Annotated in this window: 19 protein-coding genes; 15 read left to right on the top strand and 4 right to left on the bottom strand. The window is 56.6% G+C overall.

Going from position 1 to position 24,988, the window contains the following annotated elements; all coding sequences use genetic code 11:
- Positions 1-161: 161 nt before the first annotated feature.
- Both HMPREF1487_RS06170 and HMPREF1487_RS06175 read right to left on the bottom strand, forming a co-directional pair.
- Positions 162-617, bottom strand: a complete 456-nt coding sequence (locus HMPREF1487_RS06170; protein ID WP_010795753.1) for a DUF2267 domain-containing protein — start codon at positions 615-617, stop codon at positions 162-164.
- Position 618: 1 nt separating this feature from the next.
- Positions 619-1,080, bottom strand: a complete 462-nt coding sequence (locus HMPREF1487_RS06175) for a DUF2267 domain-containing protein (protein WP_010795754.1) — start codon at positions 1,078-1,080, stop codon at positions 619-621.
- Positions 1,081-1,297: 217 nt separating this feature from the next.
- On the opposite strand from HMPREF1487_RS06175, the gene HMPREF1487_RS06180 reads away from it, so the two are divergent.
- Positions 1,298-2,656: an erythromycin esterase family protein gene (locus HMPREF1487_RS06180; RefSeq protein ID WP_010795755.1), complete on the top strand. Its 1,359-nt coding sequence runs from the start codon at positions 1,298-1,300 to the stop codon at positions 2,654-2,656.
- A gap of 52 nt (positions 2,657-2,708) precedes the next feature.
- Here HMPREF1487_RS06180 and HMPREF1487_RS06185 read toward each other — a convergent pair whose 3' ends face one another.
- On the bottom strand, positions 2,709-3,779 hold the full coding sequence (locus HMPREF1487_RS06185; RefSeq protein ID WP_010795756.1) for an SMP-30/gluconolactonase/LRE family protein: 1,071 nt from the start codon (positions 3,777-3,779) through the stop codon (positions 2,709-2,711).
- Between the two features lie 303 nt (positions 3,780-4,082).
- On the opposite strand from HMPREF1487_RS06185, the gene HMPREF1487_RS06190 reads away from it, so the two are divergent.
- The gene (locus HMPREF1487_RS06190; protein WP_010795757.1) at positions 4,083-5,723 is read left to right on the top strand and encodes a methyl-accepting chemotaxis protein; all 1,641 of its coding nucleotides are present in this window, start codon (positions 4,083-4,085) and stop codon (positions 5,721-5,723) included.
- 349 nt (positions 5,724-6,072) lie between these two features.
- Complete coding sequence (locus tag HMPREF1487_RS06195; RefSeq protein WP_010795758.1) at positions 6,073-6,399, top strand: thioredoxin family protein; 327 nt, start codon at positions 6,073-6,075, stop codon at positions 6,397-6,399.
- A 41-nt stretch (positions 6,400-6,440) separates the two neighbouring features.
- Here HMPREF1487_RS06195 and HMPREF1487_RS06200 read toward each other — a convergent pair whose 3' ends face one another.
- Entirely contained in the window at positions 6,441-7,484 is a 1,044-nt protein-coding gene (locus tag HMPREF1487_RS06200) for a DUF748 domain-containing protein (RefSeq protein WP_010795759.1), read from the bottom strand.
- Between the two features lie 253 nt (positions 7,485-7,737).
- Between HMPREF1487_RS06200 and HMPREF1487_RS06205 the strand changes: the two genes are divergently transcribed.
- From HMPREF1487_RS06205 to HMPREF1487_RS06260, 12 genes are all read left to right on the top strand, one after another.
- Positions 7,738-8,673: an NADP-dependent oxidoreductase gene (locus HMPREF1487_RS06205; protein ID WP_010795760.1), complete on the top strand. Its 936-nt coding sequence runs from the start codon at positions 7,738-7,740 to the stop codon at positions 8,671-8,673.
- Positions 8,674-9,006: 333 nt separating this feature from the next.
- The gene (locus HMPREF1487_RS06210) at positions 9,007-10,449 is read left to right on the top strand and encodes a TldD/PmbA family protein (RefSeq protein WP_010795761.1); all 1,443 of its coding nucleotides are present in this window, start codon (positions 9,007-9,009) and stop codon (positions 10,447-10,449) included.
- The gene (locus tag HMPREF1487_RS06215; protein WP_010795762.1) at positions 10,449-11,801 is read left to right on the top strand and encodes a TldD/PmbA family protein; all 1,353 of its coding nucleotides are present in this window, start codon (positions 10,449-10,451) and stop codon (positions 11,799-11,801) included. Before HMPREF1487_RS06210 ends, HMPREF1487_RS06215 begins: the two co-directional genes overlap by 1 nt.
- A 99-nt stretch (positions 11,802-11,900) precedes the next feature.
- A complete protein-coding gene (locus HMPREF1487_RS06220; protein ID WP_010795763.1) occupies positions 11,901-13,727 on the top strand; it encodes an ABC transporter ATP-binding protein in 1,827 nt (608 codons plus the stop codon).
- A 643-nt stretch (positions 13,728-14,370) separates the two neighbouring features.
- Positions 14,371-15,201 (top strand): energy transducer TonB, encoded by an 831-nt coding sequence (locus tag HMPREF1487_RS06225; RefSeq protein WP_010795764.1) that lies wholly within the window; start codon positions 14,371-14,373, stop codon positions 15,199-15,201.
- Positions 15,202-15,246: 45 nt separating this feature from the next.
- Complete coding sequence (locus HMPREF1487_RS06230) at positions 15,247-15,951, top strand: MotA/TolQ/ExbB proton channel family protein (protein ID WP_010795765.1); 705 nt, start codon at positions 15,247-15,249, stop codon at positions 15,949-15,951.
- Positions 15,951-16,352: an ExbD/TolR family protein gene (locus HMPREF1487_RS06235; protein WP_010795766.1), complete on the top strand. Its 402-nt coding sequence runs from the start codon at positions 15,951-15,953 to the stop codon at positions 16,350-16,352. Before HMPREF1487_RS06230 ends, HMPREF1487_RS06235 begins: the two co-directional genes overlap by 1 nt.
- 159 nt (positions 16,353-16,511) lie before the next feature.
- Positions 16,512-19,241, top strand: a complete 2,730-nt coding sequence (locus HMPREF1487_RS06240; RefSeq protein ID WP_010795767.1) for a TonB-dependent receptor — start codon at positions 16,512-16,514, stop codon at positions 19,239-19,241.
- A gap of 196 nt (positions 19,242-19,437) precedes the next feature.
- Positions 19,438-21,273, top strand: a complete 1,836-nt coding sequence (locus HMPREF1487_RS06245) for an extracellular solute-binding protein (RefSeq protein WP_037030499.1) — start codon at positions 19,438-19,440, stop codon at positions 21,271-21,273.
- Positions 21,273-22,346, top strand: coding sequence for a microcin C ABC transporter permease YejB (locus HMPREF1487_RS06250; protein ID WP_010795769.1), 1,074 nt, complete (start codon positions 21,273-21,275; stop codon positions 22,344-22,346). Before HMPREF1487_RS06245 ends, HMPREF1487_RS06250 begins: the two co-directional genes overlap by 1 nt.
- On the top strand, positions 22,346-23,371 hold the full coding sequence (locus tag HMPREF1487_RS06255; protein WP_010795770.1) for an ABC transporter permease: 1,026 nt from the start codon (positions 22,346-22,348) through the stop codon (positions 23,369-23,371). Before HMPREF1487_RS06250 ends, HMPREF1487_RS06255 begins: the two co-directional genes overlap by 1 nt.
- Complete coding sequence (locus HMPREF1487_RS06260) at positions 23,371-24,987, top strand: ABC transporter ATP-binding protein (RefSeq protein WP_010795771.1); 1,617 nt, start codon at positions 23,371-23,373, stop codon at positions 24,985-24,987. Before HMPREF1487_RS06255 ends, HMPREF1487_RS06260 begins: the two co-directional genes overlap by 1 nt.
- The last annotated feature ends 1 nt before the right edge of the window (position 24,988 follow it).

The following is a 24,988-nucleotide window of genomic DNA, read 5'->3' on the forward strand; positions in this document are numbered from 1 at the left end:
GCAATGGTCCGCGCCTTTTAACGGGCAAAAAAAAGCCCCAACAGGTGGGGCAGAAAAAGAAGTCAGGCAGCGAAGGAGGGTGGAAAGCTGCCTGCCTGATCACTGTATCGACACGGTTTGCCAGAGCTTGAGCCGCATTGAGTCAATTATCTGGAAAAAACTCAAACCGCTCCGTGTCCTGGATAGGGCAAGGGCTCGTTGCTCCATAAACTGCGCAGGTCGAATGGCAGGCGTCCGGCAAACTCGGCCACGACTTCAGCCGGTATCCTCTTGCACATCACTTCAAGGGACGCCTTGACGCCGCGCTCGACCGAAATGTCGAGGTTGCGAAAAACGGTTTCCTCGATGCGGCCCAAAAACTCGCTACGGCTTGTAGCCGGACTAGGTGCTGCTGGGCGCCAGTTCTCGAACATGGCCCCCTTCAATGGAATGGGTAGACACTTGGCCAGACGCGCGACCTGATCAGGATCGAGCTGCCGACGGACCGCTTGCAGCGTGCATTGCAAAGAGGTCATGGCAAGACGCCGGTTTCGAGTTCCCATACGCTCATCGACGTCCGCGATCCACTGCAAGGCCTGCTTTACGGACTGGTCCAGCTCTTCAACGTTGATGTGCATCTTACGCTTCCCCTTCCCGAGTGCCGGGCACACCGGTGTCTTCCGGCCAAAGGCTACGCAGCGGCATGGGGAACAGGCTGGCGACCTTGGCGACTTCGTTGGGGTCTATACGCTCATACAGGACACGTAGCACCGACTTGGCCGCCTTGTGCGGATCCAGATCGATTGAGGGCGATACAAGGCTGCTGATCTTTTTCAGGAAGGCGTCCTGGGTGTCTTCCTGGGTGGGTGTGCCCGCCGGATGGAAGTTCTCATAAAAAATACCGCGAATCATGAGGGGCAACTGGGCAGCCAGGTGAGCCGCGTTATCGATTCCGATACGGTCTCGTACCGAAAGCAGTACAGCGCGCAAGGCGTGATAAGCCGTCTGTCGATCAGAAGCGCCCAGGTGCGTGGCGATATCGTCAAGCCACAGGTTCGTTTGCTGAATAGTTCGGTCCAACACCTCGACATTGGATGACATAGAGGTCCTCCTCGTGATTGCAGGATGAATTCGGTTGACCGTGCGTCTGTAACAATGTCGCAACGAAGCGGAGCCCCTGCCGATGACTGGTTTGGACGCCAGTGCGTTGGTCGCATGGCTGGAACATCCCCCTGCCGAGCCCTGTCTCTGATATAGGCATGACCGCACCCTACCGCCCATGGATAAAGGGCCTCACTGCATTCGCGAGGTAACAACCATGAGCGCACCGGCCAGAGAACGACTGCAACGCTTCCTGCGTCGATCATCCACCTCGGATCAACACACGATCGACGTGCTCAGGCGCTATGCAGAACCGCTTCCGGACCTGGAAAGCCCTGATTTTGGCACTCTCTTCGATCGCTACGCCGATGCACGGGTGGTGTTGATCGGCGAAGCCAGTCACGGCACATCCGATTTTTATCGGACCCGCGCCGCTATCACCCGCCACCTGATCGAGCACCATGGGTTTTCGATCGTGGCCGTCGAGGCAGACTGGCCGGACGCCGGCTACATAGATCGCTACGTGCGCGGGCGAACAGACGATGACTGGAAGGCAACGGGCTTCAAGCGCTTCCCCACCTGGATGTGGCGTAATACGGACGTAGAAGCCTTTACACAATGGCTACGCGGTTATAACGAGCAACGAGCCCCTGAAGACCGGGTAGAGTTTCGGGGTCTGGATGTCTACAGCCTGCGCAACTCCATCGCCGAGGTGCTGGATTACCTGGGCAAGACCGATCCGGAATTAGCGAAGCAGGCCCGGGAGCGCTATAGCTGTCTTTCCCGTTGGCAGGACGAGCCGGCTATCTATGGTCATCTGGTAGAGCGCGCCGGAAAGGACTCCTGCGAAGACGCAGTCGTCAACCAGCTGCACAGCCTGCTCTCCACCCGGCTTGAAGAGCTTGCGCAGGATGAAGAAGATCTGTTCAACGCCAAGCAAAACGCTCGAGTGGTCCGGGCGGCAGAGCAATACTATCGGGCGATGTACCGCGGATCGGTCGCCTCTTGGAACCTACGTGATCGACATATGTTCGATACCCTGCAAACCCTTTTGGAGCACCGTGGCCCGGAGGCAAAAGCCATTGTCTGGGCACACAACTCCCATGTGGGCAATGCCGATGCGACTGCTATGGGCTGGCGCGGTGAATTCAATATTGGTCAGCTGTGCCGCAGCGCCTACGAGCGGGAGGCCGTCCTGATTGGTATGGGCACTGATCGGGGAACCGTCGCGGCAGCAGACGACTGGGATGGCGAGATGTATATCAAGCAGGTTCGCCCTTCCCGTCACGACAGCTGGGAACACCGCTTCCTGAAGGCGGGTGTACCGGCGTCTCTTACTGATTGGCGGGACTTCCGGCGAGAGGATCTGCGTGAGGCCTTGGGTGAGCTAAATCTCAACCGCGCCATCGGTGTCATCTACCGGCCTGAAACCGAGCGCATGAGCCACTACTTCGAAACGGTACTGGCCGATCAGTTCGATGCCTTCGTCTGGATTGAGGAAACCCAGGCCGTTACGCCGTTGGGCGACTCGGAAGCGGCAGGTTCGGCAGACGAGACCTACCCGTTCGGCCTGTAACATTCTTTGGCCAGGCGCGACGGCATTCTGCGCTTGGCCAACCTCATGCCGCTCAGCTGCGACGGGCAGCTGTTGCATTCACATAGGTAGCATAGAGTGACTGCCCACCCGTAATGAACAGGCGGTTGCCCTTAGGCCCACCAAATTCCACATTGGACACTGTTTCCGGCAGATGCAGGGTAGCCAGTGGCTGACCTTCAGGCGAAAAGACGCGAACACTGTTGTTAGCCGCGTCCCCTGCCCAGCTGCACCAGAGATTGCCATCGCTATCGCAGCGGAATCCATCGATTACACCGTTCTTTGCATCGATCAGGACACGCCCCCCATCAAGCTTGCCGCCCTCGCCCACATTAAACGCCCGCAGGTGGCAGGGCTTGACCGGATCACCGCCGCCAGCCGTATCACTGACATACAGGCGCTTGCCATCGGGTGAGAACGCGATACCGTTCGGACGCTGGAAATCTCCCACGGCCACCTGGGCCTCGCCACTTTGTGGATCGATGCGATAGACATTGGTCGGCAGCTCAAAGTCTGCCTTATGGCCTTCGTATGCCCCCAGGATTCCATAGCCCGGATCGGTAAACCAGACGGCGCCATCAGCCGCAACGACCACATCGTTCGGCGCGTTGAGCTTTTTGCCCTGGAACGCGTCCAGCAGTACCGTGATTGTGCCGTCATGCTCCAGGCGAGTTACCCGACGACTGTCGTGCTCACAGCTGATCAGCCGTCCTTCCCGGTCACGCGTATGGCCATTGGCATTATTGGACTGGGCGCTATACACCGTGACGCGACCGTCATCCTCATTCCAGCGCAGGATTCGCCCGGTAGGAATGTCACTGAAGAGAAGACAGCGCCAATCCGCCATCCATACGGGGCCTTCCGTCCAGCGACCGCCGCTCCAGAGGCGCTCTACCATCGCATTGCCCAGCCGCCCGGTAAATGCCTTGTCATGAATCTCCCAGGCAGGATCAGGCATGACGGTAGCCGGTGTCCCGTTCCAGTCACGGGTGAGGCCAAACGGATCGCCGGAGGGGGGATTGGTAGCTGCCAGCGCACTGCCAGCCGCCAGCGCTGCGGCCGAGGTGAGTGAAACAGTAAGAAATTCGCGACGCGCGAAAGCCATTCTGCATTCCTTATTGTGATTGTTAGAGGAAGTCGTCAAACGCCCACCCTAGAGAGGACGAAGCAAATAGTCTGACTAAAGAACTGTAGAACAGCGCGATATAAATGCCATCCTTTCAACAGCATTTCGCCAACCATCCCTCATTACAACTCAAGTTTTCCGCCTTCCAGTCGATGTATGACGAAGGGTGAGTAATGGGCGTAACTCAGCTAAACGATGCCCTACGCCCACTAAATACGTTTGATTACTCATGCTAGAGCGATGCTGTTCAGACCTCGCTCACCTTTATTTCAGGGACACACCATGGCCTGGTTTGCCAATGCAAGACTTGCAACAAAGTTGCTAATTGCCTTTCTTTTATGCGCACTGATCACCTTGGCGGTCGGCCTGTTGGGCAAACAGAACATCGACTCGCTATCCGATGATCTGGACAACGCGATCCACAACGATCTGGCCTCGGTACTGGCGGTCAATACGCTCTTCCGAAACGTCATTGCCCATAATCGCGATCTCTACAAAGTGCTGGCACTCAAGGCCACGAATGCGGAGCCCGCCGAAGTTCAAATAGCCCTGGACTCGCTGAAAGAGAACGGCGGGACGGTTGATAAAGCATTCGTGGATTATCGAGCGACCCCTCTGGATGGCGAGGAAAAGGCCGAAGGCGACAAATTTGCCAACGATTGGCCCGCCTATACTGCCAGCGTGGACAAAGTCATCTCGGCACTGAGTCGGGGGGAGCTTGAGACCGCTGTGAAGATAACCAACAGCGAGACCTATCCGGCTTATCGCAAGGCTGTTGGCGAGCTGAAGAACATTCTGTCCATCAATATCAAGCAGAGCGAAGAAAGTGCCGCCGATGCGATGCATACGCAGAAAAGCGCCAACCTAACGCTGCTCATGGGCATTATCATCGCCTTCTTCCTGGCCATTGGTCTGGGTCTTCTGATCACTCGCATGATTACTCGCCCGCTGCACTCGGCGGTGGATAGCGCCAAGCGCATTGCCCAAGGAGATCTGACCCAGCATATTCAGGCTCATACCCAGGATGAGACCGGTCAGCTACTGGTGGCACTGTCCAACATGCAGGGCAGCCTCAAGGACACCCTACAGGAAATTGCCCATGCCTCCCATCAGCTGGCATCGGCAGCCGAAGAGCTCAGTGCAGTAACCGAGGAAAGCACCCAAGGACTGACTCGCCAGAATGACGAGATCCAGCAGGCCGCCACGGCAGTCAACGAGATGACCGCCGCGGTGGAAGAAGTGGCACGTAACGCTGTTTCGACGTCCGAAGTTTCCCAGGCGACCAGCCAGGACGCCATGACCGGCCGCCATCAGGTACAGGAAGCCGTAACGGCCATCAATGTCATGACATCGGAAATCACCACCTCCACTGACAAGGTTGGCACATTGGCTGGTCAGGTGCGCGATATCGCCAAGGTGCTGGACGTGATCCGTGCCATCGCCGAGCAGACCAACCTATTGGCACTGAACGCCGCGATCGAGGCGGCCCGTGCCGGTGAGCAGGGTCGTGGTTTCGCCGTGGTAGCCGATGAAGTGCGCGCGCTGGCTCATCACACACAGGCCTCCACCGGAGAGATTGAAAGCATGATCAGTACGGTACGCGCCGGGGCGGATCAGGCGGTAGAAGCCATGGTGAAGAGCCAGTCGCTGGCCACTAACACCCAAAGCCTGGCGATTGCTGCCGGCGATGCGCTGACCCGGATCACCGAAGGTGTATCGCAGATCAACGAGCGCAACCTGGTAATTGCCAGTGCGTCCGAAGAGCAGGCCCAGGTCGCCCGGGAGGTCGACCGTAATCTGGTCAACATCCAGGACCTGTCGGCCCAGACTGCCGCAGGGGCTAACCAGACCAGCGCCTCAAGCCAGGAACTGTCCCGTCTGGCGACGTCTTTCAACACCATGGTGGCACGATTCAAGCTGTAACGCGGTAATACTGGAAAGCCCGCTCCGGCGGGCTTTTTCATGCGCGGTACTTTTTAGCAGGCAAACAAAAACCCCGCCTAAGCGGGGTTTTCTGACCGGACTCAATGTCCTTATCGAGTTTGCCATCCTGGCTCGGTCATCATCCTTGACCTTCGTATGAGCGCGTCCTGCGCTGCTGTCCGATGTGTGTAGATTACGCACAAGCCCGGCGGCGTCATAGCGCCAACTGTGGTAATGCTGTGTAAGCCTTTTGCTATACCGCTGTAGGACATGGCAACGGCTTTCGAAATATTCCCTGGCGATCGGTGGTCTGCTGTAAGGTATCCCTTGATGTTTCAGGAGTCCCTTTATGGCCATGAACACCACCTATGCTGCGCAGGAGCCCAGCCGCAATGAGGTTGATGCGCTCGAAGGTGCCACGCTCATCGAGTTCGGCGCGCCCTGGTGCGGCTTCTGTCGGGCCGCACAACCCTTGATTGAGCAGGCCTTCCAGGATCACCCAGCTATTCGTCATCTCAAGATCGAGGATGGCAGCGGCCGGCGACTAGGCCGCTCCTTCAAAGTCAAGCTCTGGCCTACGCTGATCTTCTTTCGAAACGGCCAGGAAGTCTCTCGTCTGGTGCGTCCTGCCAGCACCGACGATATCCGGCAGGGCCTGGCGGGCATTGATCAGTGACTGGCAAGCAAGGCGAAAGCACCCTTCGCCTTGCCGCCCGGCTAATGAGCCCCTGGTACCACCGAGTCGATAAACTGCTGCCGGAAGGATGCTTTGGGATCGAGCCGAAGCTCATTCGCATTAATGACGCCTGCCAGCCGCAACGTGACCCCGTCGTCCGGATCCTGTGGGTCATCCTGATCAGTCAGTTTGGCCGCCACACTGGCGATGCCTTCCTTCAGAGTGCCCAAGACGCCTTTTTCCTTTACGTCCTTTTCCAGCGAAACCATTTTGAGGTTTTCGTACCGGGGCTTCGTATAGGCCGTGAAGTTACCCTGTTGCGCCGAGACGTGTGTTCGTGAAGACAGCGTGCCCTGCTCGACATCGATATTGGCATAAGCCCGGAAAAAATCATTCAGCCGACTGAGCGGCAAATCATCGATTGCACTATCCATCTCAAACGTCGGGTTGGGCGACAGACCATCCAGACGCAGGCGGGTCGTCATGCTGCCGGCCCCCATGGGATTACCCGTCATTTCTGATTCTGCCCAGAGCGGATCATCGACATTGTCTGCATTGGCCAGATTACGAGTAACCGACTCTATATTACTGATGTAAAGCGTCACGGGGCGTTCTGGACGCTTGTCGATCAATTGAATTATTCCATCATGGATTTCCGACTGGTTAGGCGGTAGCGGCGATAAGGCATCGACCTGTTGCAACCAGCTCGAATCGATTCCAGTCTGACTATGACTTTCGCTGTCTGCCAGTACAAAGGTCAGCACCGGGCGATACATGTGCATCAGTCCCACAGGTTTTGCATCGACAAACTTTCCCCATTGGGTCCAGCTATCGATGCGCTCAGCTTCGAAGAACGGCTCCGGCACTGCACCGTTGGACTTTTCGATCCGAACGTTTTTGAGCGTGTAGCCCCCTTTCAACAGGCTGACGTCCACGTCTTCGATAGTGGCTCGATACCCCGGTATTTCGTTGAGCGTCTGCTCTACGTAGCGGTGGATACCATAAGGTGCTGCCAGTCGCGCCAGGACAAGCACGGCGACTACAATAAGCAGCACAGGAAGCGTTTTATCAGACGTACGTTTCATGAAACCTCTAGCAGACAGTCATCATGCGGTAAGCACTAGACCCGCAGGAGTCGCCTGAAATTTGTCTGGCCAGACGACCGGCATGGCTTGAAAACGGGAAAACGCCTTGATTCAACGTGTTTTATGACAAGCGAGACGCTAACTACTTCGCACCTGAAGCAGGTCAATGCAACTCTTGCATTGAAAAGAACCTAACAACATCACCTATACAGACGGCCACGGCGGCCGCTCTCCCTACTTCATGGAGAATTCGATGAAAGCTGTTCAGATTCACTCCTATGGCGATGCCAGTGTCCTTACCTATACCGACGTGGAAAAGCCGACCCTGAACCCCGACGATGTATTGATTCGTGTGGTGGCTTCCTCGGTCAATCCCGTCGACTGGAAAATCCGCCAGGGTTATCTGAAGGACATGCTGCCCTACGACCTGCCTGTGACCCTGGGCTGGGACGTTTCCGGCATCGTTGAAGAAGTCGGTGCGAGCGTTACTCGCTTCAAGAAAGGCGATGCGGTCTATTCCCGCCCGGACATCAAGCGCAATGGCACCTACGCCGAATACATTGCGGTGCGCGAAAGCGAAGTGGCCTGCAAACCCAAGACGCTGTCCCATGCCGATTCCGCCTCCCTGCCCCTGGCCGGTATCACGGCCTGGGAAGCTATCGTGCATGTGGGCCAGACCCAGCCGGGTCAGAAGGTGCTGATTCATGCAGCCTCAGGCGGCGTCGGCACACTGGCTGTACAGCTGGCCAAATGGCGCGGCGCCCAGGTGATTGCCACTTGCTCCGAAAAGAACCGCAAGCTCGTCGAATCCCTGGGTGCTGATCAGGTCATCGACTACAAGAGCCAGAACTTCCAGGAGATCGTAAAAGACGCCGATCTGGTCTTCGATACCTTGGGTGGTGATGTGCAGGAAGCTTCTTTTAGCGTTCTCAAGCCCGGCGGCATCCTGGTCTCCATTGTCGCGCCGCCATCCGAGGAAAAGACCAAAGCCCATAACATACGCAGTGCGTTCATCTTTATCGAACCCAATGCCGAAATCCTGCAGGAGCTGGCTCGTCTGGCAGACAGCGGTCACTTGCGTCCGGTTGTCTCTGCTGAATTTGGCTTAAAAGATATCGCCAAAGCGCACGCAGCAAGCGAGTCGGGCCGTACAGTAGGCAAGATCGTCATTCACGTCGGTCAGCCCTGATCCCACTGCTGGACGCAGGCCACGCTGCGTCCAGTCCTTTCATGGTAGTTTCATACCGTTCCCTCCCCGACCCGTCTATTCTTTCCCCTCAGCATTGCTGAAACAGCTCGATCCCGTCTAAACCAAGGCATACAGGCATTTTGCCTTGATTAAACCTGGCACAACTTTTTCATAGACCCCAGCTCTCTTGGATGAGAACAACAAAAGGAGCGGATCAGGCACCAACACGGTTCCTTTTCTGTTTTGGCGGACTTGAACGAGTCCAGACAAGTGCACGGTAGAGACTCAAAAGGTCTGTACCCGGGCGCTTCGGATATGAGGAATACCCTCGCTATGTTCGATGTGACTGCGTCTTTGCAACAACGCTTCGACTTACTTCACAGTCGCGCTGACACCTGGTCCCTGCGTTATGTCAGCGAAACCACCCATGCCTTGAGCGTCACCCGAAATGTCATCGATCCGCCCTTCTTCCAGAGGGACGAAGGCGCAATGGTCTATGTTCGCCTGGATGGGATCGAGACCTATGCAGCAACCTCGGACCTCACCGTAGCGGGTCTTCAAAAAGCCCTCAAGCAGGCCGAGCAGTATGCCCAGGTACTGGCCCGGCATAGCCTGATCGACTTTACCGATATGCCGGTGGCCACGGCCAGGGCGGATTACTTTTCGCCCAACCTGGACAAGGCCTTTCCCGATACCCGCGAATGGCTCGACATCCTGACGGCGGAGTCTGCTTCCGTTCCGGGCAACGAGCGCTTCGTGGATTGGTCCGCCCAGCTCAACATTGTCGAGACCGAGCAGATCTACCTGAACAACCACGGCGCCTGCGTACGGCAGGCCCAGCGGTTTCTCTTCCCCGACATGCACGTTACCGCCTATGACGGCACCGATACACAGACCCGTACCCTCGGCTTTGGCCGCTTGGGTCAGCAAGGCGGTCGGGAAGCGGTGGAGCGCATCGGGTTGATCGGCTGCGCACCGCGCCTGGCCGATGAGGCGCTGCAATTGCTGCTCGCGCCGAACACGCCCAATGAGACGCTTGATCTGTTGCTGATGCCCGATCAGATGATCCTCCAGATTCATGAGTCCATCGGTCATCCGCTGGAGCTGGATCGCATCCTGGGCGATGAGCGTAACTATGCGGGAACGAGCTTTGTCACACCCGACATGTTCGGAAGTTACCGGTACGGCTCCGAGCTGCTCAACGTAAGCTTCGATCCCGATATTCCCGAGGAGATTGCCAGCTACAGCCATGACGATGATGGCAGCCCGGCGCGTAAGGCGTTGTTGATTGAAGACGGTATTCTCAAGCGACCCTTGGGGGGTGCACTTTCACAGCGACGCAGTGGCATGGCAGGCGTCGCAAACAGCCGGGCCTGCAGCTGGAACCGTCCTCCCATCGACCGGATGGCCAACCTGAACGTTGAAAATGGCGACCAGTCCCTTGCGCAGCTGATCGCCGGGATCGAGCAGGGTGTGCTCATGGCCAGCAACCGCTCCTGGTCCATCGACGACGCACGTAACAAATTCCAGTTTGGCTGCGAATGGGGGCAGATGATCGAGAATGGGCAGCTCACTCATGTTGTGAAGAACCCCAACTACCGCGGCGTTTCCGCTCAGTTCTGGCGTAGCCTGTCGGCCGTAGGCGATGCCTCGACCCGAGAAGTCATGGGTACCGCTCATTGTGGCAAGGGTGAGCCCAACCAGGCTATTCGGGTCGGCCATGCGAGTCCCGCCTGTGTGTTCAGCCACGTCGATATATTCGGAGGAGAAGGCTGATGACTATAACCCCACTCGCCTCCACCGAAAAACCGGCCGATGTCTTCGCAGCCCTAGTGGACTGGTTGCGTACCGCCGTATCAGCTGAAGAACACTTCACGCTCTGGTACAGCGCTGAAGCATCCGATTTTGTCCGCTTCAATCATGCCAAGGTCCGACAGGCCGGCCATGTTCAACAGGCGGAGGCAACACTCAAGCTGATCCAGGGTGAGCGCCATGCCAGCTTCAAAGTAACGCTATCAGGTAACCCTGCGGCCGACCGCAGCGCCCTGCAGGATGCATTGGCTTCATTGCGCAAACTCGTGGCGGCCCTGCCGGCAGATCCCTATTTGCTGATGGATACCAGCCCCTGGCGCAGTGAAAACATTCAGTCGGGTAATCTTGCCTCAGCAGGGGGAATCGCCGAGCAGGTCAGCACACTGGCGGGTGCTCAGGACCTTGTAGGCTTCTATGCCGGCGGCCCTGTCTATCGCGGCTTTGCCAGCTCATGGGGTAGCCTGGGTTGGCACGAAGCCAGCAGCTGCACCTTTGACTGGAGCCTTTTCGAGCCGAAGGGCAATGCCGTCAAATCCATGTATGCCGGCACTTCCTGGGATCGCGAACAGGTAGCCGCACAGATGGACAGCGCCCAGCGTCAGCTTGCGCACTTCAACAAGCCAATCCGGCAGCTTTCGCCCGGTGAGTACCGTGCATACCTTGCTCCAGCGGCCTTGAACGAGGTGGTAGGCCTGCTGAATTGGGGCAGTTTTTCTGCTCGGCAACTGGCAACCAAGCGGAGTGCACTGCAAAAACTGCACAGTGAACACATGCTGCTCAGCCCATTGGTAAGCTGGACGGAGCAGGCATCTGGCTCACTGGCTCCTGCGTTCAACCCGGCCGGGTTCCAACGGCAGGACCAGCCGCTCGTCGAGGCTGGCAGGATGGTTGGCCAGCTCGTCAGCCCGCGCAGTGCACGTGAGTACGGTCTGACGCAGAACGGCGCTGGCAATGGCGAAAGCTCACAATCGCTGGTGATGAAAGCTGGGGATCTGGCTGATGACGCCATTCTGAAAACCCTGGATACCGGGCTGTATATCGGCAATCTCTGGTACCTGAATTATTCGGATATCACCGTGGCTCGTCTGACCGGCATGACGCGCTTTGCCTGTTTCTGGGTAGAAAATGGAGAGATCGTCGCGCCAGTCAGTACGATGCGCTTTGATGACAGCGTCTTCAATTTCCTGGGCTCCAGCCTGGAAGCCGTGACCCAACGGCGCGACCTGTGCGTCAGCGACAGCACCTACGGTCAGCGACATACCGACTCAACCCTGTTGCCCGGCGTTTTGACCAGCCGATTCACGCTCACGCTCTAGCTTATCCCCGCCTTGCCCGGTCGCCTCCTCCCATAGCAGGTAACCGGGCCGTTTTCGCTGTGATTGTTGCTGATCTTTCGACTTAGCCAGGACTATCCGATGTCTGACGATCCCGCTGAACCCCTGACGATTCCACCCGGCACGCCGCGGGCGTTTATCTGGCATTACAACCGGCTGTATCCTGGCTGGAATATAGCCATCGTTCTGCTGCAACTCTGTGCAGCGGCCTGTACCACACTGATTCCCTATGCCATCGGTGAAATCACCGGCGCTGTCAGCCAGGGACTTTGGAGCAGCACCGATGTACTGGAGGCCTGCCTGCCCTACCTTCTGCTGCTGGCCGGATTGGCATTAGGTGAAATGCTGTTCTCACGCACCATGAGTATCTGCATGATCATTGTGCGGCCGATGCAGAAACGCCGGGTCACCGGCGATCTTTTCGCCTATCTGCAACAGCACTCCCACCGCTATTTCAGCGAACGGTTTGCTGGTAGTCTGTCCCAGCGCATCAGTGAAGCCAGCGTGGGACTGCTCGAAATCAACTATATGGCCGTGGTGGAGCTTATGCCGATTGCGGTGACACTCATCGGCTCGCTATTGTTGCTGGCTACAGCGTCCGTCTGGTTGAGCCTGAGCCTTTTGGCCTGGATGCTCATCTATGTCACGGCGTCCTATCAGATGGCCAGACGTGCCCAAGTGTTTGCCCATGCCCATGCGGAAGCACGCAGCACCACCTCCGGCAAAGTAGTCGATGCTGTCACCAACCTGAGCAGCGTTCGGCTTTTTGCCAGAAACCAGTATGAGCGGCAGTACCTGGACCGTTATCTGTCCCGGGAAAAGCAGGCGGCCCGTCGCTCGTTCTTCTTCATGGAACGGGTACGCTGGTTTCAGGATGCCATGGCTTTAGTTCTGCGGCTGGGCCTGATCATTCTGGCTTTGTATCTTTGGCACATAAAGCGAATCGATGTCGCTCAGTTCGTCATGGTCGCCAGCCTTGGCTTATTGATCGTGGCCAACGCCAAATACCTGAGTTATCAGTTCCTGCACTTTTTTGAGTCGAGCGGCAATATTCAGAACAGTGTTGATACCTTAATAAAACCCCATGAATACCCGGACCGAGAAACGGCACAGGACATAAAAATCGAGCGCGGCGATATTGAGCTTGAAAATGTGACGTTTGGATATTCGGCCACCCACCCCATACTCCAAAACTTCTCACTCAAAATACCGGCCGGACAACGCGTGGGAATAGTAGGGTATTCCGGCTCAGGAAAGTCCACATTATTAAACTTGTTACTTCGCCTATATGAACCGCAAGAGGGCAATATCCGAATTGACGGCATTGAAATACGCGACATGACATATGAGTCGCTTTACCGACAAGTAGGTCTCATTCCCCAGGAGCCTGGTTTATTTCATCGCACGTTGAGTGAAAACATCGGATATGGAAAAGAAAAAGCCAAACAGGATGATATTGAAATAGCGGCACGCCGTGCACATGCCCATGATTTCATTAAACACATGGAGCAGGGTTATGAAGCATTGGTAGGTGAGCGTGGCGTTAAACTCTCCGGCGGGCAACGGCAACGTATCGCCATTGCCCGGGTACTTATAAAAAACGCTCCGATTCTCATTATGGATGAAGCGACATCCAGTCTTGATTCGGAGACGGAGCGCCTTATTCAAAACAGCCTTGATGAAATCATGGGTAATAAGACCGTTCTGGTCGTTGCACATCGTCTATCCACCATTGCCCACTTGGATCGAATCCTGGTGATGGATAAGGGGCGAATTATCGAAGACGGCAGCCACCATGAGCTCCTGGCCAGGAAAGGTGCCTACGCCAGGCTTTGGGCCCATCAGGCAAATGGTAGCTTTGGTGTGGAAATCACAGCGACCGAGGATGAAGTCGCCTCGGTAAAGTAATACGTCCTGCAAGCTTCCCTTCCGCTTAACCGTGCCTTAGCCAAGGCGCGGTTCGTTTATAACCTCATCACTACTTATTTTAATTAGTTATCAAACGATGCGGCATACTCACAATTTGATGAACAAAACTTAATGACCAACCAGTCACATCGAGGACACTTATCATTAATTTATAAAATATTTAATAAGTTATTAAATAGCTTCAGTTTAGTCTCACCCTTCCTGCTCTAAAAAAGAGATAACCGCACACAAACAGTGCAGTTACACAACAAAAAATGTATCTGAGTTGACACCAAAAAGTCGCTTGACCGTATAAATGTTCCAATTTTGCGACCATTCAGCAGCCATTCAGAAATTTGATACATTTCCGTTACATTGGCACATGCATTGCTCAGTAAAAGACGTTGATGATTCTCACCAACCCGCTGGGAATTAAGATGAAAACAACAACGCCGTACTTATCGGATTGCCTCAATGTGCTGAACGCACTTTTGGTAACTAAGGGCCAAAAGCCCTGTTCGACTGATGCAGCCAATACTACAACGTAAGCAACGTCCTAACTAATTACGACGCGCTGTTACTTGGAGCGGGCCTTTATTGGCTCGATGGCTTCGTGTTGTCGATTTAATGCAGAGGACGTTTGATGGGTAATGCTGTTACTAAAGTTGAAGCCGGAGGGCTTCATACCAATAAGGCGAGCCAAACTCAGGTATTAGATATACCGTTCAAACCGAACCGTTCTTCGTTACGTAGTGTATCGCGTCGAGACTTATCGCTATTGGCAGGGTTATCTCTTCTGCTTCATGGCGGTATCTGGTGGTACATCAATAACGCGCCGGCTGAACAACTGGAAACACCACCCAAGATCCCCGAAATGGTCGTGGAATTTTCCAGCCCTACGCCGCCTGCGCCGGAGCCGCCCCCTCCTCCGCCACCACCTCCACCGCCGCCGGAACCCGAGCCGCCCAAGGTCGAGGAGCCTGCGCCGCCACCGGTGGACGAGAATGCCGTCAAGCCACCGCCCAAGCCCGAGAAGCCAAAGCCCAAGCCGGTTGAAAAACCCAAGCCCAAGCCTAAGCCCGTGCAAAAGCCTACACCGCCTGCGCCACCCGCGCCGCCGCAGCCAACCCCTGCGCCACCGGCTCCCAAAGCGCCGCCTGCCCCGCCCGCCCCACCGGCGCCGGTCAAGGAAACCGCTGCGGTGTCAGGCCTCGCCAGTCTGGGTAATCCGCCGCCTGAATACCCCTCGCTGGCATTGCGCCGGGGCTGGGAAGGCAGCGTCACCCTGCGCATCCGCGTCCTGCCCAATGGGCGTGCTGGTAGCGTGGATGTGACCAGGTCTAGCGGCAAGAAGCAGCTGGATGATGCAGCGGTAGAAGCGGTACGCGGCTGGAAATTCATACCGGCCAAGCGCGGCGACACGCCTATCGAAGGCTTCGCCACACAGACCATTGATTTCAAGCTGCCTCAATAACCAACGGCCGCTTGTACCGACAAGACGATTTACGAGGGTAACGATATGAACAGCTCACTGACTTCCTTGATTGTTCCCGGCGTACTTTGGGCGCTGATTCTGTTTTCCGTAGTGACCTGGGCGATCCTGCTCATCAAGGGTATCCAGCTCACCAAGCAGAAAGGCGAGAACAAGCGCTTCCAGAAAGCCTTCTGGGCGGCGCCGGATCTGCTCACCGCCGCCGAGCACTCCTCGCAATACCCCGGCGCGCTGGCTCGTATCGCCAACAGCGGGTTTGCCGCACTGGTCACCACCGAGTCCCCCAAGAATACCCAGCAGCTGGCCCAGACCATCAACCGATCGGATCGCCTGGAACGTAACCTGCGCCAGCAGATCCAGAAGGAGCGGCGTGCGCTGGAAAGTGGCCTGGCGATTCTGGCCAGTATCGGCAGTACCTCGCCCTTCATCGGCTTGTTCGGCACCGTATGGGGCATCATGGAAGCCCTGCAAAGCATCGGCGCTTCCGGCTCCGCCAGCCTTGAAACCGTGGCAGGCCCTATCGGTCATGCCCTGATCGCGACCGGTGTGGGGATTGCCGTCGCGGTTCCTGCGGTACTGGTCTACAACTTTTTCCTGCGCCGCCTGAAGCTGGCCGCCGCCCTGATGGAAGACTTCGCCCACGACTTTGACAGCCTGGCCCAGCGCAGCGCCTTTGTGGTGACCCGCCAGCCGATATCCCACACCGCCGCTGACATGAGGGAGGCTAGCTAATGTCCTTTTCAACCCAAGACAGCGATGAAGTACTGAGCGAGATGAACGTCACGCCCCTGGTGGATGTGATGCTGGTACTGCTCGTGGTGTTCATCGTGACGGCGCCGCTGATGACCAATGCCATCAAGGTCAACCTGCCCAAGACCGACGCCGTCGCTCCGGCCGAGCAGAAGGACCCGGTGATCGTCAGTGTAGACAAGGACGGCAAGTTCTATCTGGACAAGTCCGAGCTGCAACCCGAACTCCTGGAGACCAGCCTCAAGGATGTGAAAGCCAAGGACCCGGAAGTGCGCGTCCGGCTGCAAGCCGATGAAGGCGTGAATTATGGACAGGTCGCCAAGGCCATGGCGTCCATTGAACGTTCGGGAATCACCCGCATCGCGGTCATGACCTCCCGCTAGATCCCCCGCTGTACAGCCGTCCCGCTTGCGCTTGCGTAAGCGGGTTGGGGAACGGCTGCTTCAAAAAAGAGAAATCGCCCGGGAAGGCACAACCCACCGGCGCGCAGGCGGCCCATAAAGCCACATAAACAACGCCTCACCTTTGGGGATGAAAGAGTGATGATGAGAGATATAGCCAAACCGTTTGCTCCCACTCCGCTCGCCGCGGCCGTGCATCGGTATCGATTCATACCGTTGTGCCTGGCCCTTGGCGTAGCACCGTTGGTCCATGCGCAGCAGGCGACGGAAGAGGAAGCGCCTGATTCGACCGCAGCTGCTGTTGCTGCTCCAGCCGTAGCACCTACCGCTGCGGCAGGAACAACGCAACTCGAAAGAGTGGAAGTCACCGGTACAGCGGTACGTCGCGTAGATGCAGAAACCGCTGTCCCTGTGACAATCCTACGCTCGGAGCAATTGAGGAAAGAAGGCGTTAACACGACTGAAGAGCTGCTAACACGCATCGTTGCCAGTCAGTCTACCCAGAGCTCTAGCCAATCGGTAGGCTCTAGCACAGGGGGAGCCTCATTTGCCGACTTGCGTGGCATTGGCTCCAACAAGACGCTGATTCTGCTTAACGGACGACGTCTGGCCAACAACGCCATCGATGCATCGGCCGTTGACCTGAATACTATTCCCTTTGCTGCTATTGACCGCGTGGAAATTCTGCGTGACGGCGCCTCTGCATTGTACGGTACCGATGCCATCGGTGGCGTAATCAACTTTATTACCAAAAAAAGTATTACCGAAGGACAGGTTAGCGCCAGCTTTGATAGCCCTACTCACTCTGGCGGAGGTGAAAGCCGGTCCTTTGACGGTAGTTGGGGTTTTGGTGACCTGGACAATGATAATTTTAATGTCTTTGGTGTTTTCAACTACGACAAGCAGAATAATCTTTCAGCGGCGGATCGCTCCTTTACCAAGGACTACGAGCCTGGACGTGGATTGAGTAGTACCTCTGGTACGACCTATCCGGCTAACTATGGTCAGAACGGCAACTACACTAACCCCTTGGCTACTGCCGGTTGCAATGGGCCAAACCAGATCAACCCTGGTACTGGAACTTGCCGATTCAGCACACGAAACTACATCGATGCCGTTCCAGAGACTGAAAAAACATCTTTCTTCGGTAAGGCTTCTACTAAGTGGGCGGAAGATCAAACTGCCAGCGTGGATTACTTCTGGGCTCGCAATGACAATACCACCACTATTGCGCCTGCACCGCTCACTGATATCTCAGTGAATCCGGGTACAGCCTTTTATCCTGGCAATGGCATCACGCCGCTGACTCCTGGCTTTGCTCTCGACCCGACTCAGCCTGTTGATGTGAACTGGCGAGAGTCGGCAGCCGGTGCGCGTATCCAAAAGGATCAGAACACCAGCCAACGTCTGCAGCTGACATTTGACGGTAACGTCGGAGGCTGGGATTACAACATTGGTACCTCCTACAATGAAAATAAGGTTATCAGCAGCCTACGTGGCGGCTATCTAAATGATGATTTGGTTACCGAAGGCATAGCTAATGGCATCCTTAACCCTTTTGGAGAGCAAACTCAGGAGGGGATTAACTTCATTAATAACGCTGGCGTACATGGCGACTACCAGACGGCCGTAGGTCGCGTAAAAGCGATTGATGGACGCATCAGTCGTGAAATCGGTGATTGGTTCGGAGCAGGCCCTGTAGGTCTAGCACTTGGAGGTGAATTCCGTAAAGAAGAATTCCATAGCGACGTCGAGCCATTTGCAGGTTTGGTTGACAGCCTGGGGGTTGACCCTGACTCCAGCGTTTCAGGTGATCGTAACGTCAAGGCTCAGTATGCCGAGATTAACGTTCCCGTTCTGGAATCACTAGAACTAGGCGCAGCTATTCGTCACGATAAATACAGCGATGTAGGTAGCACAACCAATCCGAAATACAGCTTCCGCTTCCAACCGATTCGTGAACTGGTTGTTCGTGGTGCCTATAGCGAAGGCTTCCGTGCACCTTCACTATACGAGCTGTATAACCCTAACTACACGACCTTCACATCTGGCTTTTATGATGATCCACGCCTCTGTCCGGGTGGTACGCCTATTGCCGGTGCCAACCCTGGTCGCGATTGTAGCCAGCAGTTCCGCAACCGTACTGGCGGCAACGAAGATCTCTCGCCAGAGAAAGCGCGTAACGTGACGTTGGGCTTTGTTTACCAGCCAGTCCGTAATTTATCAGTAGGCTTGGACTTTTATTGGATCAAGATTTCCGATCAGATCGCCGAATTTCCAGAGTCCTCTGTATTTGACAACCCAGATAGCTATGCTGATCGCTACATTCGCAATCCGGATGGCTCGCTTCAGTATATCCAAACTGGTTTGGCTAACTTGGGTAAGGTCAAGACTAGCGGCATAGACGTAACACTGGATTACCGATTCCCTGCAACCGCCTACGGCAACTTTGGCTTATCCATGCAGGGTACTTACGTTGATCGATATGACTATCAGGAAACCATCAACGGTGCTTACTTTGACAACGTAGGTGACTTCCAGGGTATCGGTGTTATTTCTCGCTGGAAACACTCTCTGACCGGCAGTTGGAGCAAGGGTCCGTACCGTGCCTCTTTAACCAACCGCTTCCAGACGGGCTACCGCGATTACGATCCGGAAACCCATAACCGAGTGTCGTCCTACTCTGTATGGGATCTCTCAGCCGGTTACACCTGGAGCAAATCTCTGGACATCGACGTAGGCGTGAAGAATCTGTTCGATCGCGACCCGCCCTTCTCGAACCAGGCATACACCTTCCAGAGCGGCTACGACCCCCGCTACACCGACCCACTTGGCCGCACGCTGTTCACCCGTGCGACCTATCACTTCTAACCTCTTTGTCTGTCTCCAGCCGCCTTGGCTGGAGACAGGTATGCTTCAGGACAGGACGGTATAACCACTCGTGCAGGCCCTTGCCAGTATCCCCTATCAATTAAGGTTGATTGCCTGGACCGAGCGTCAACGCGTGTCGTTCATAAGGAGTGAAGCGGTGTTTTCAACAGGGTCGATCCACACGTACAGCCGCTTGATGGTACTGCTTGTTTCCTGCCTCGTTTCATCGGCGTTATTGGCTACGCCCCACAGTTACATGACAGTCTATGGCGACCCGCCCAAGTACCCTGAGGGCTTTAAGCATTTCGACTATGTGAATCCCGACGCGCCCAAAGGAGGCTCGCTCAGACGCTCAGCCAAATCGATCGACCGTTTCAACTTCCTGCTGCCCTATCTAGACAAGGGCACTGGCGTCGACCAGATCAATGCCTGGGTCTACGAGCCGCTGGCCTATCGCTCGCTGGACGAGCCCTATACGGTGTATGGCCTGATTGCCGAACAGATGGAGCGCGACCCGGAGAACCGTTGGGTACGCTTCTTTCTCAACCCCAAGGCACGCTTTCATGACGGTATGCCCGTTCTGGCTGAGGATGTTCGCTTCACTTTCGAGACCTTGATGACCAAGGCGAGCCTGAGCTTTCGGCAGCTGTATGGTGACGTAAAAGACGTCACCATTGAAAGCGACCGGCAGATCCTTTTTACCTTCAAGACGAACGAAAACCGCAGTCTGGCGCTGGATCTAGCGTCCATGCACATCCTGCCAGCGCACTGGTGGAAAGACCGGGACTTTGCCAACGGTAACGGCTTTGAGCCGCCGCTGGGGAGCGGACCTTACAAGGTCTCGCACGTCGATCCGGGCCGTACCGTCGCATTCGAGCGCGTCAAGGACTGGTGGGCAAAGGATCTGCCGGTGACGCGAGGCCTGTACAATTTCGACATGCTCACCGTCGACTTCTTTGCCGACACCGATGTCGCCCGCGAGCTCCTGCTGGCCGGCGCGTACGACTACAACCGCGAGTACTCCGCCACAGGCTATACCATCCGCTACGACAGCCCCGCCCTGCGCGATGGGCGCTTGCAGCGAGACATCCTGGCGACAGGAAAGCCCGTCCGTGCTCAAGGCTTTGTCTTCAACCTGGACAATCCCTTCTTTCAGGATCGCCGCGTCCGCCAGGCCATTGCCATGCTCTGGGATTTTGAGTGGACCAACAAGCAGCTCATGCGCAGCTTTTACAAGCGCCAGCAGAGCTACTTTCCCAAGACCGAAATCGCCGCCACAGAGCTGCCGGACGCACAGGAGCTGAGTATTCTTGAACCTTTCCGGGGCCAGATCCCGGATGAGGTATTCACCCAGGTGTTCCAGGTGCCCAAAACCGATGGCTCGGGCTTTATTCGGGACAAGCAGCTCGAAGCCCTGCGCCTGCTTGAGGAGGCCGGCTGGCATCCGCAAGGCGATCAGCTCGTCAACGCCAACGGCGATCCCCTGATCTTTACCTTTCTCAATGGGCAATCCGGTCTTGAGCGGATGGTGCTGCCCTTCAAGCGGACGCTGGCCCAGATAGGCATCGGGCTGAATATTCGCAATGTGGACACAGCGCAATACATCAACCGCATCAATAGCCGCGACTACGACATGATCGTGACCGGCTTTCCCAAGGATGGCGATCCCAGCGCATCGCCAGGGCTAGAACTCTTTGATTATTACGGCTCCGACAGTGCCAACCGGGTGGGTAGCTCCAACGCCATGAACCTGAAGAATCCAGTCGTCGATCGGCTTATCGAAGGCGTGGCCAATGCCAGAAGCCGGGATGAGATGGTGCATTACGCCCGCGCGCTCGATCGGGTTCTGCAATGGGGTTATTACATGATTCCGCATTATTACTCGGACGGCGAGCCCAGCGTGTTTCGCAACCGTTTCGGCCGGCCTCGTATCGCGCCCGCCTATGAAGAGGGGCTCGATACCTGGTGGGAAGTCAGCCCAACCCCGCTCACCCACGAGCAGATGGCCGCACGGCTACAGGAGAAACCCTGATGGCAGCCTATATCCTTAGACGCCTGTTGTTCATTACTCCTACGCTTCTGGTCATCCTGATCGTCAACTTTGTCATTATCCAGGCGGCCCCTGGCGGCCCGGTGGATCAGGCCATTGCTCGCCTGCAAGGCATGGGCAACCAGGGCGGTATCGCAGGAGGCAGCCATGATGGGGCGGCCGGAGCCTCATCCGGCTCGCGGGGTAGCAGAGGCTTGGACCCTGAGCTGATCAAGGAAATCGAGCGGCAGTACGGCTTCGACAAGCCACCGCTTGAGCGCCTTTGGCTGATGCTCAAGAACTACGCGCACCTGGATTTTGGTAACAGCTTTTTCCGTGGTGCCAAGGTAACGGACCTGATTCTGGAAAAGCTGCCGGTATCCCTTTCACTCGGCTTCTGGGCCACACTGATCACTTACCTGATCTCGATTCCGCTCGGGATACGCAAGGCGATCCGTCATGGCAGCGCATTCGATATCTGGACCAGCACCGCCATCATCGTGGGTTATGCCTTGCCGGCCTTTCTGTTCGCCATGTTCCTGATCGTGGTGTTTGCCGGTGGGAGTTATTTCAGTCTGTTTCCCGCCGTAGGGCTTACCTCGGAGAACTTTGACCAGCTCAGCCTCGCGGGCAAGGTAGTGGACTATTTCTGGCATCTGGTACTGCCTGTTTCGGCCTTGGTCATTGGCGGGTTCGCTACCCTGACCATTTTGACCAAGAACAGCTTTCTGAATGAAATCAGCCGCCAATATGTTGTCACGGCGCGGGCTAAAGGGCTTACTGAGCGCGGCGTGCTGTACAAGCATGTATTTCGCAATGCCATGCTGCTGGTCATTGCCGGTATTCCCCAGGCACTGATCGAGGTGTTCTTTGCCGGCTCCCTACTGATTGAAGTGATCTTTTCGCTCGACGGACTGGGTCGCATGAGCTACGAGGCGGCGCTCTACCGTGACTATCCGCTGGTATTCGGCTCGCTGTTCATCTTCACGCTGTTTGGCCTGCTGATCAAACTGGCCGGGGACATCTCCTACACCCTGGTCGATCCACGCATCGACTTTTCGGCGAGGAACGCCTGATGCTGACACTGTCACCCTTGAGCCAACGCCGCTTTGCCCGCTTCAGGGCCAACCGTCGCGGCTGGTGGTCACTGTGGATCTTTTGCGGGTTGCTGGTGACTTGCCTGTGTGGCGAGCTGATCGCCAACGACAAACCTCTGGTAGTGGGCTACCACGGCTCGCTGTATTTCCCGATATTCAAGCGCTATACCGAAACCGAACTTGGCGGCCAGCTGCCCTTCCAGCCGGACTATCGCAGTGAGTACGTACAGAAACTGATAGAGGACCAGGGCGGCTGGATGGTCTTTCCGCCTATACCCTTTAGCGACAACACGGTGAACTATGATCTTTCTGTTCCCTCTCCCAGCCCGCCCAGCCAGGCGAATTGGCTAGGCACAGATGAACAGGCGCGCAATGTCCTGGCACGTGTGATCTTTGGGGCACGTATTTCCATCCTGTTTGCCTTGGCACTTACAGCCATCAGCGCGGTGATTGGAGTTACCGCTGGCGCTCTGCAAGGGTATTACGGCGGCTGGGTCGATCTGCTAGGGCAGCGCTTTATCGAAATCTGGTCAGGCCTGCCGGTCCTGTATCTGCTGATCATCCTGTCCGGCTTTGTGGAGCCCAACTTCTGGTGGTTGTTAGGCATCATGGCGATCTTTTCCTGGCTGGCGCTGGTAGACGTGGTTCGGGCCGAGTTCCTGCGCGGGCGCAGTCTGGAGTACGTCAAAGCGGCACGGGCGCTGGGGCTGTCTGATCGCAAGGTCATGTGGCGGCACATCCTGCCCAACGCGATGACCTCCACGCTCACCTATGTTCCCTTCATCATTACCGGTGCCATTACAACGCTGACCGCTCTGGACTTCCTGGGCTTTGGCCTGCCGATCGGCACCGCGTCGCTAGGGGAGCTGGCCAACGAAGGCAAGCAGAACCTGCAAGCACCCTGGCTGGCGATGACCGCTTTTTTTGCCCTCGCCTTGATCTTGAGCCTGCTGGTTTTTATTGGCGAAGCCTTCCGTGATGCATTCGACCCGAGGGCTGTGTGATGACCGAGAGTCTGATTGAAATCCGCGATCTGAGAGTGGCTTTTTCCGGCCAGGAAGTCGTACACGGTATCGACCTGGATATTCGCCGTGGCGAATGTCTGGCGCTGGTGGGCGAATCCGGCTCGGGCAAATCCGTCACGGCTCACTCGATCCTGCGCCTGCTGCCTGCGTCTATTACCACAACCTCCGGCGGCATCTGCTACAACGGCGAAAATCTCGTGACCGCAGACGAAAAGCGTCTGCGCACCCTGCGCGGCAACCGTATCGCCATGATCTTTCAGGAACCCATGACATCCCTCAACCCGCTGCATACTGTGGAACGGCAGATCAGCGAAGTATTGGCGCTGCACAAGGGCTTGGGCGGCAAGCACGCGCGTGCACGAGTGATCGAATTATTGGAACTGGTCGGCATACGCGAACCGCTCAAGCGGCTCAAGGCCTACCCGCATCAGCTCTCGGGTGGCCAGCGCCAGCGGGTGATGATCGCCATGGCGCTGGCCAACGAGCCGGAATTACTGATCGCCGACGAGCCCACCACAGCCCTGGACGTGACCGTGCAGCAGAAGATCCTCGAACTCCTGAAGGACCTCCAGGCGCGCCTTGGCATGTCGTTGCTGCTTATCAGCCATGACCTGAATTTGGTCCGGCGCATTGCCCAGCGTGTCTGTGTGATGCGTAACGGCGTGGTAGTTGAGCAGAACAGCTGTCAGGCCCTTTTTTCCGCGCCTCAGCATACCTATACCCGCATGCTGATCGAAGCCGAACCCGACGGCGGGCCGGTAGCAACAACCAGCGATGCCTCGCTGATACAGGCGCAGGATCTACGCGTCTGGTTTCCGCTGCCCAAACCGTTGTTCAGCCGCCAGCGCCACTATGTCAAGGCGGTGGATGGTGTGAGCTTCGAGCTAAAGAAAGGCCGCACCCTGGGCATCGTGGGCGAGTCCGGCTCAGGCAAGTCCACCTTGGGCCAGGCGATCCTGCGACTGGTGCAGGCCCAGGGCGCCATCCGCTTTCAGGGGCAGGCGATCGAAACCTTTAACGCCAGGCAGATGCGTCCGCTTCGTCGCCACATGCAGGTTGTGTTTCAGGACCCGTTCGGCAGCCTGAGCCCACGGATGTCCGTCGAGCAGATCATCCGTGAGGGTTTGGATATCCACGAGATCGGCACACCCAAAGAGCGGGAATCGGCGATCATTCGGGTCTTACAGGAAGTAGGTCTCGATCCTGAAACACGGCACCGCTATCCTCATGAGTTTTCGGGCGGCCAACGCCAGCGTATCGCCATCGCGAGGGCGCTTGTGCTGCAACCCGAGCTGATATTGCTCGACGAGCCCACGTCGGCTCTGGATCGTACCGTTCAAAAGCAGGTTGTCGACCTGTTGCGTAACCTGCAAGCGATTCATGGGCTAACGTATCTGTTCATCAGCCATGATCTGGCCGTGGTTCGGGCATTGGCCCATGATCTGATTGTCATCAAGGATGGCAAGGTCGTGGAACACGGCGAGGCCTGCCGGATCTTTCAGGCGCCACAACACCCGTATACTCAGGAATTACTGGCGGCGTCGGTCGCACCATTGGAACGCTCAGTCGAGATCGTTGACCGACAACGGGCCTGAA

This window comes from Pseudomonas sp. HPB0071 (genome assembly GCF_000478505.2).
Taxonomy (GTDB): Bacteria; Pseudomonadota; Gammaproteobacteria; order Pseudomonadales; family Pseudomonadaceae; genus Chryseomonas; species Chryseomonas luteola.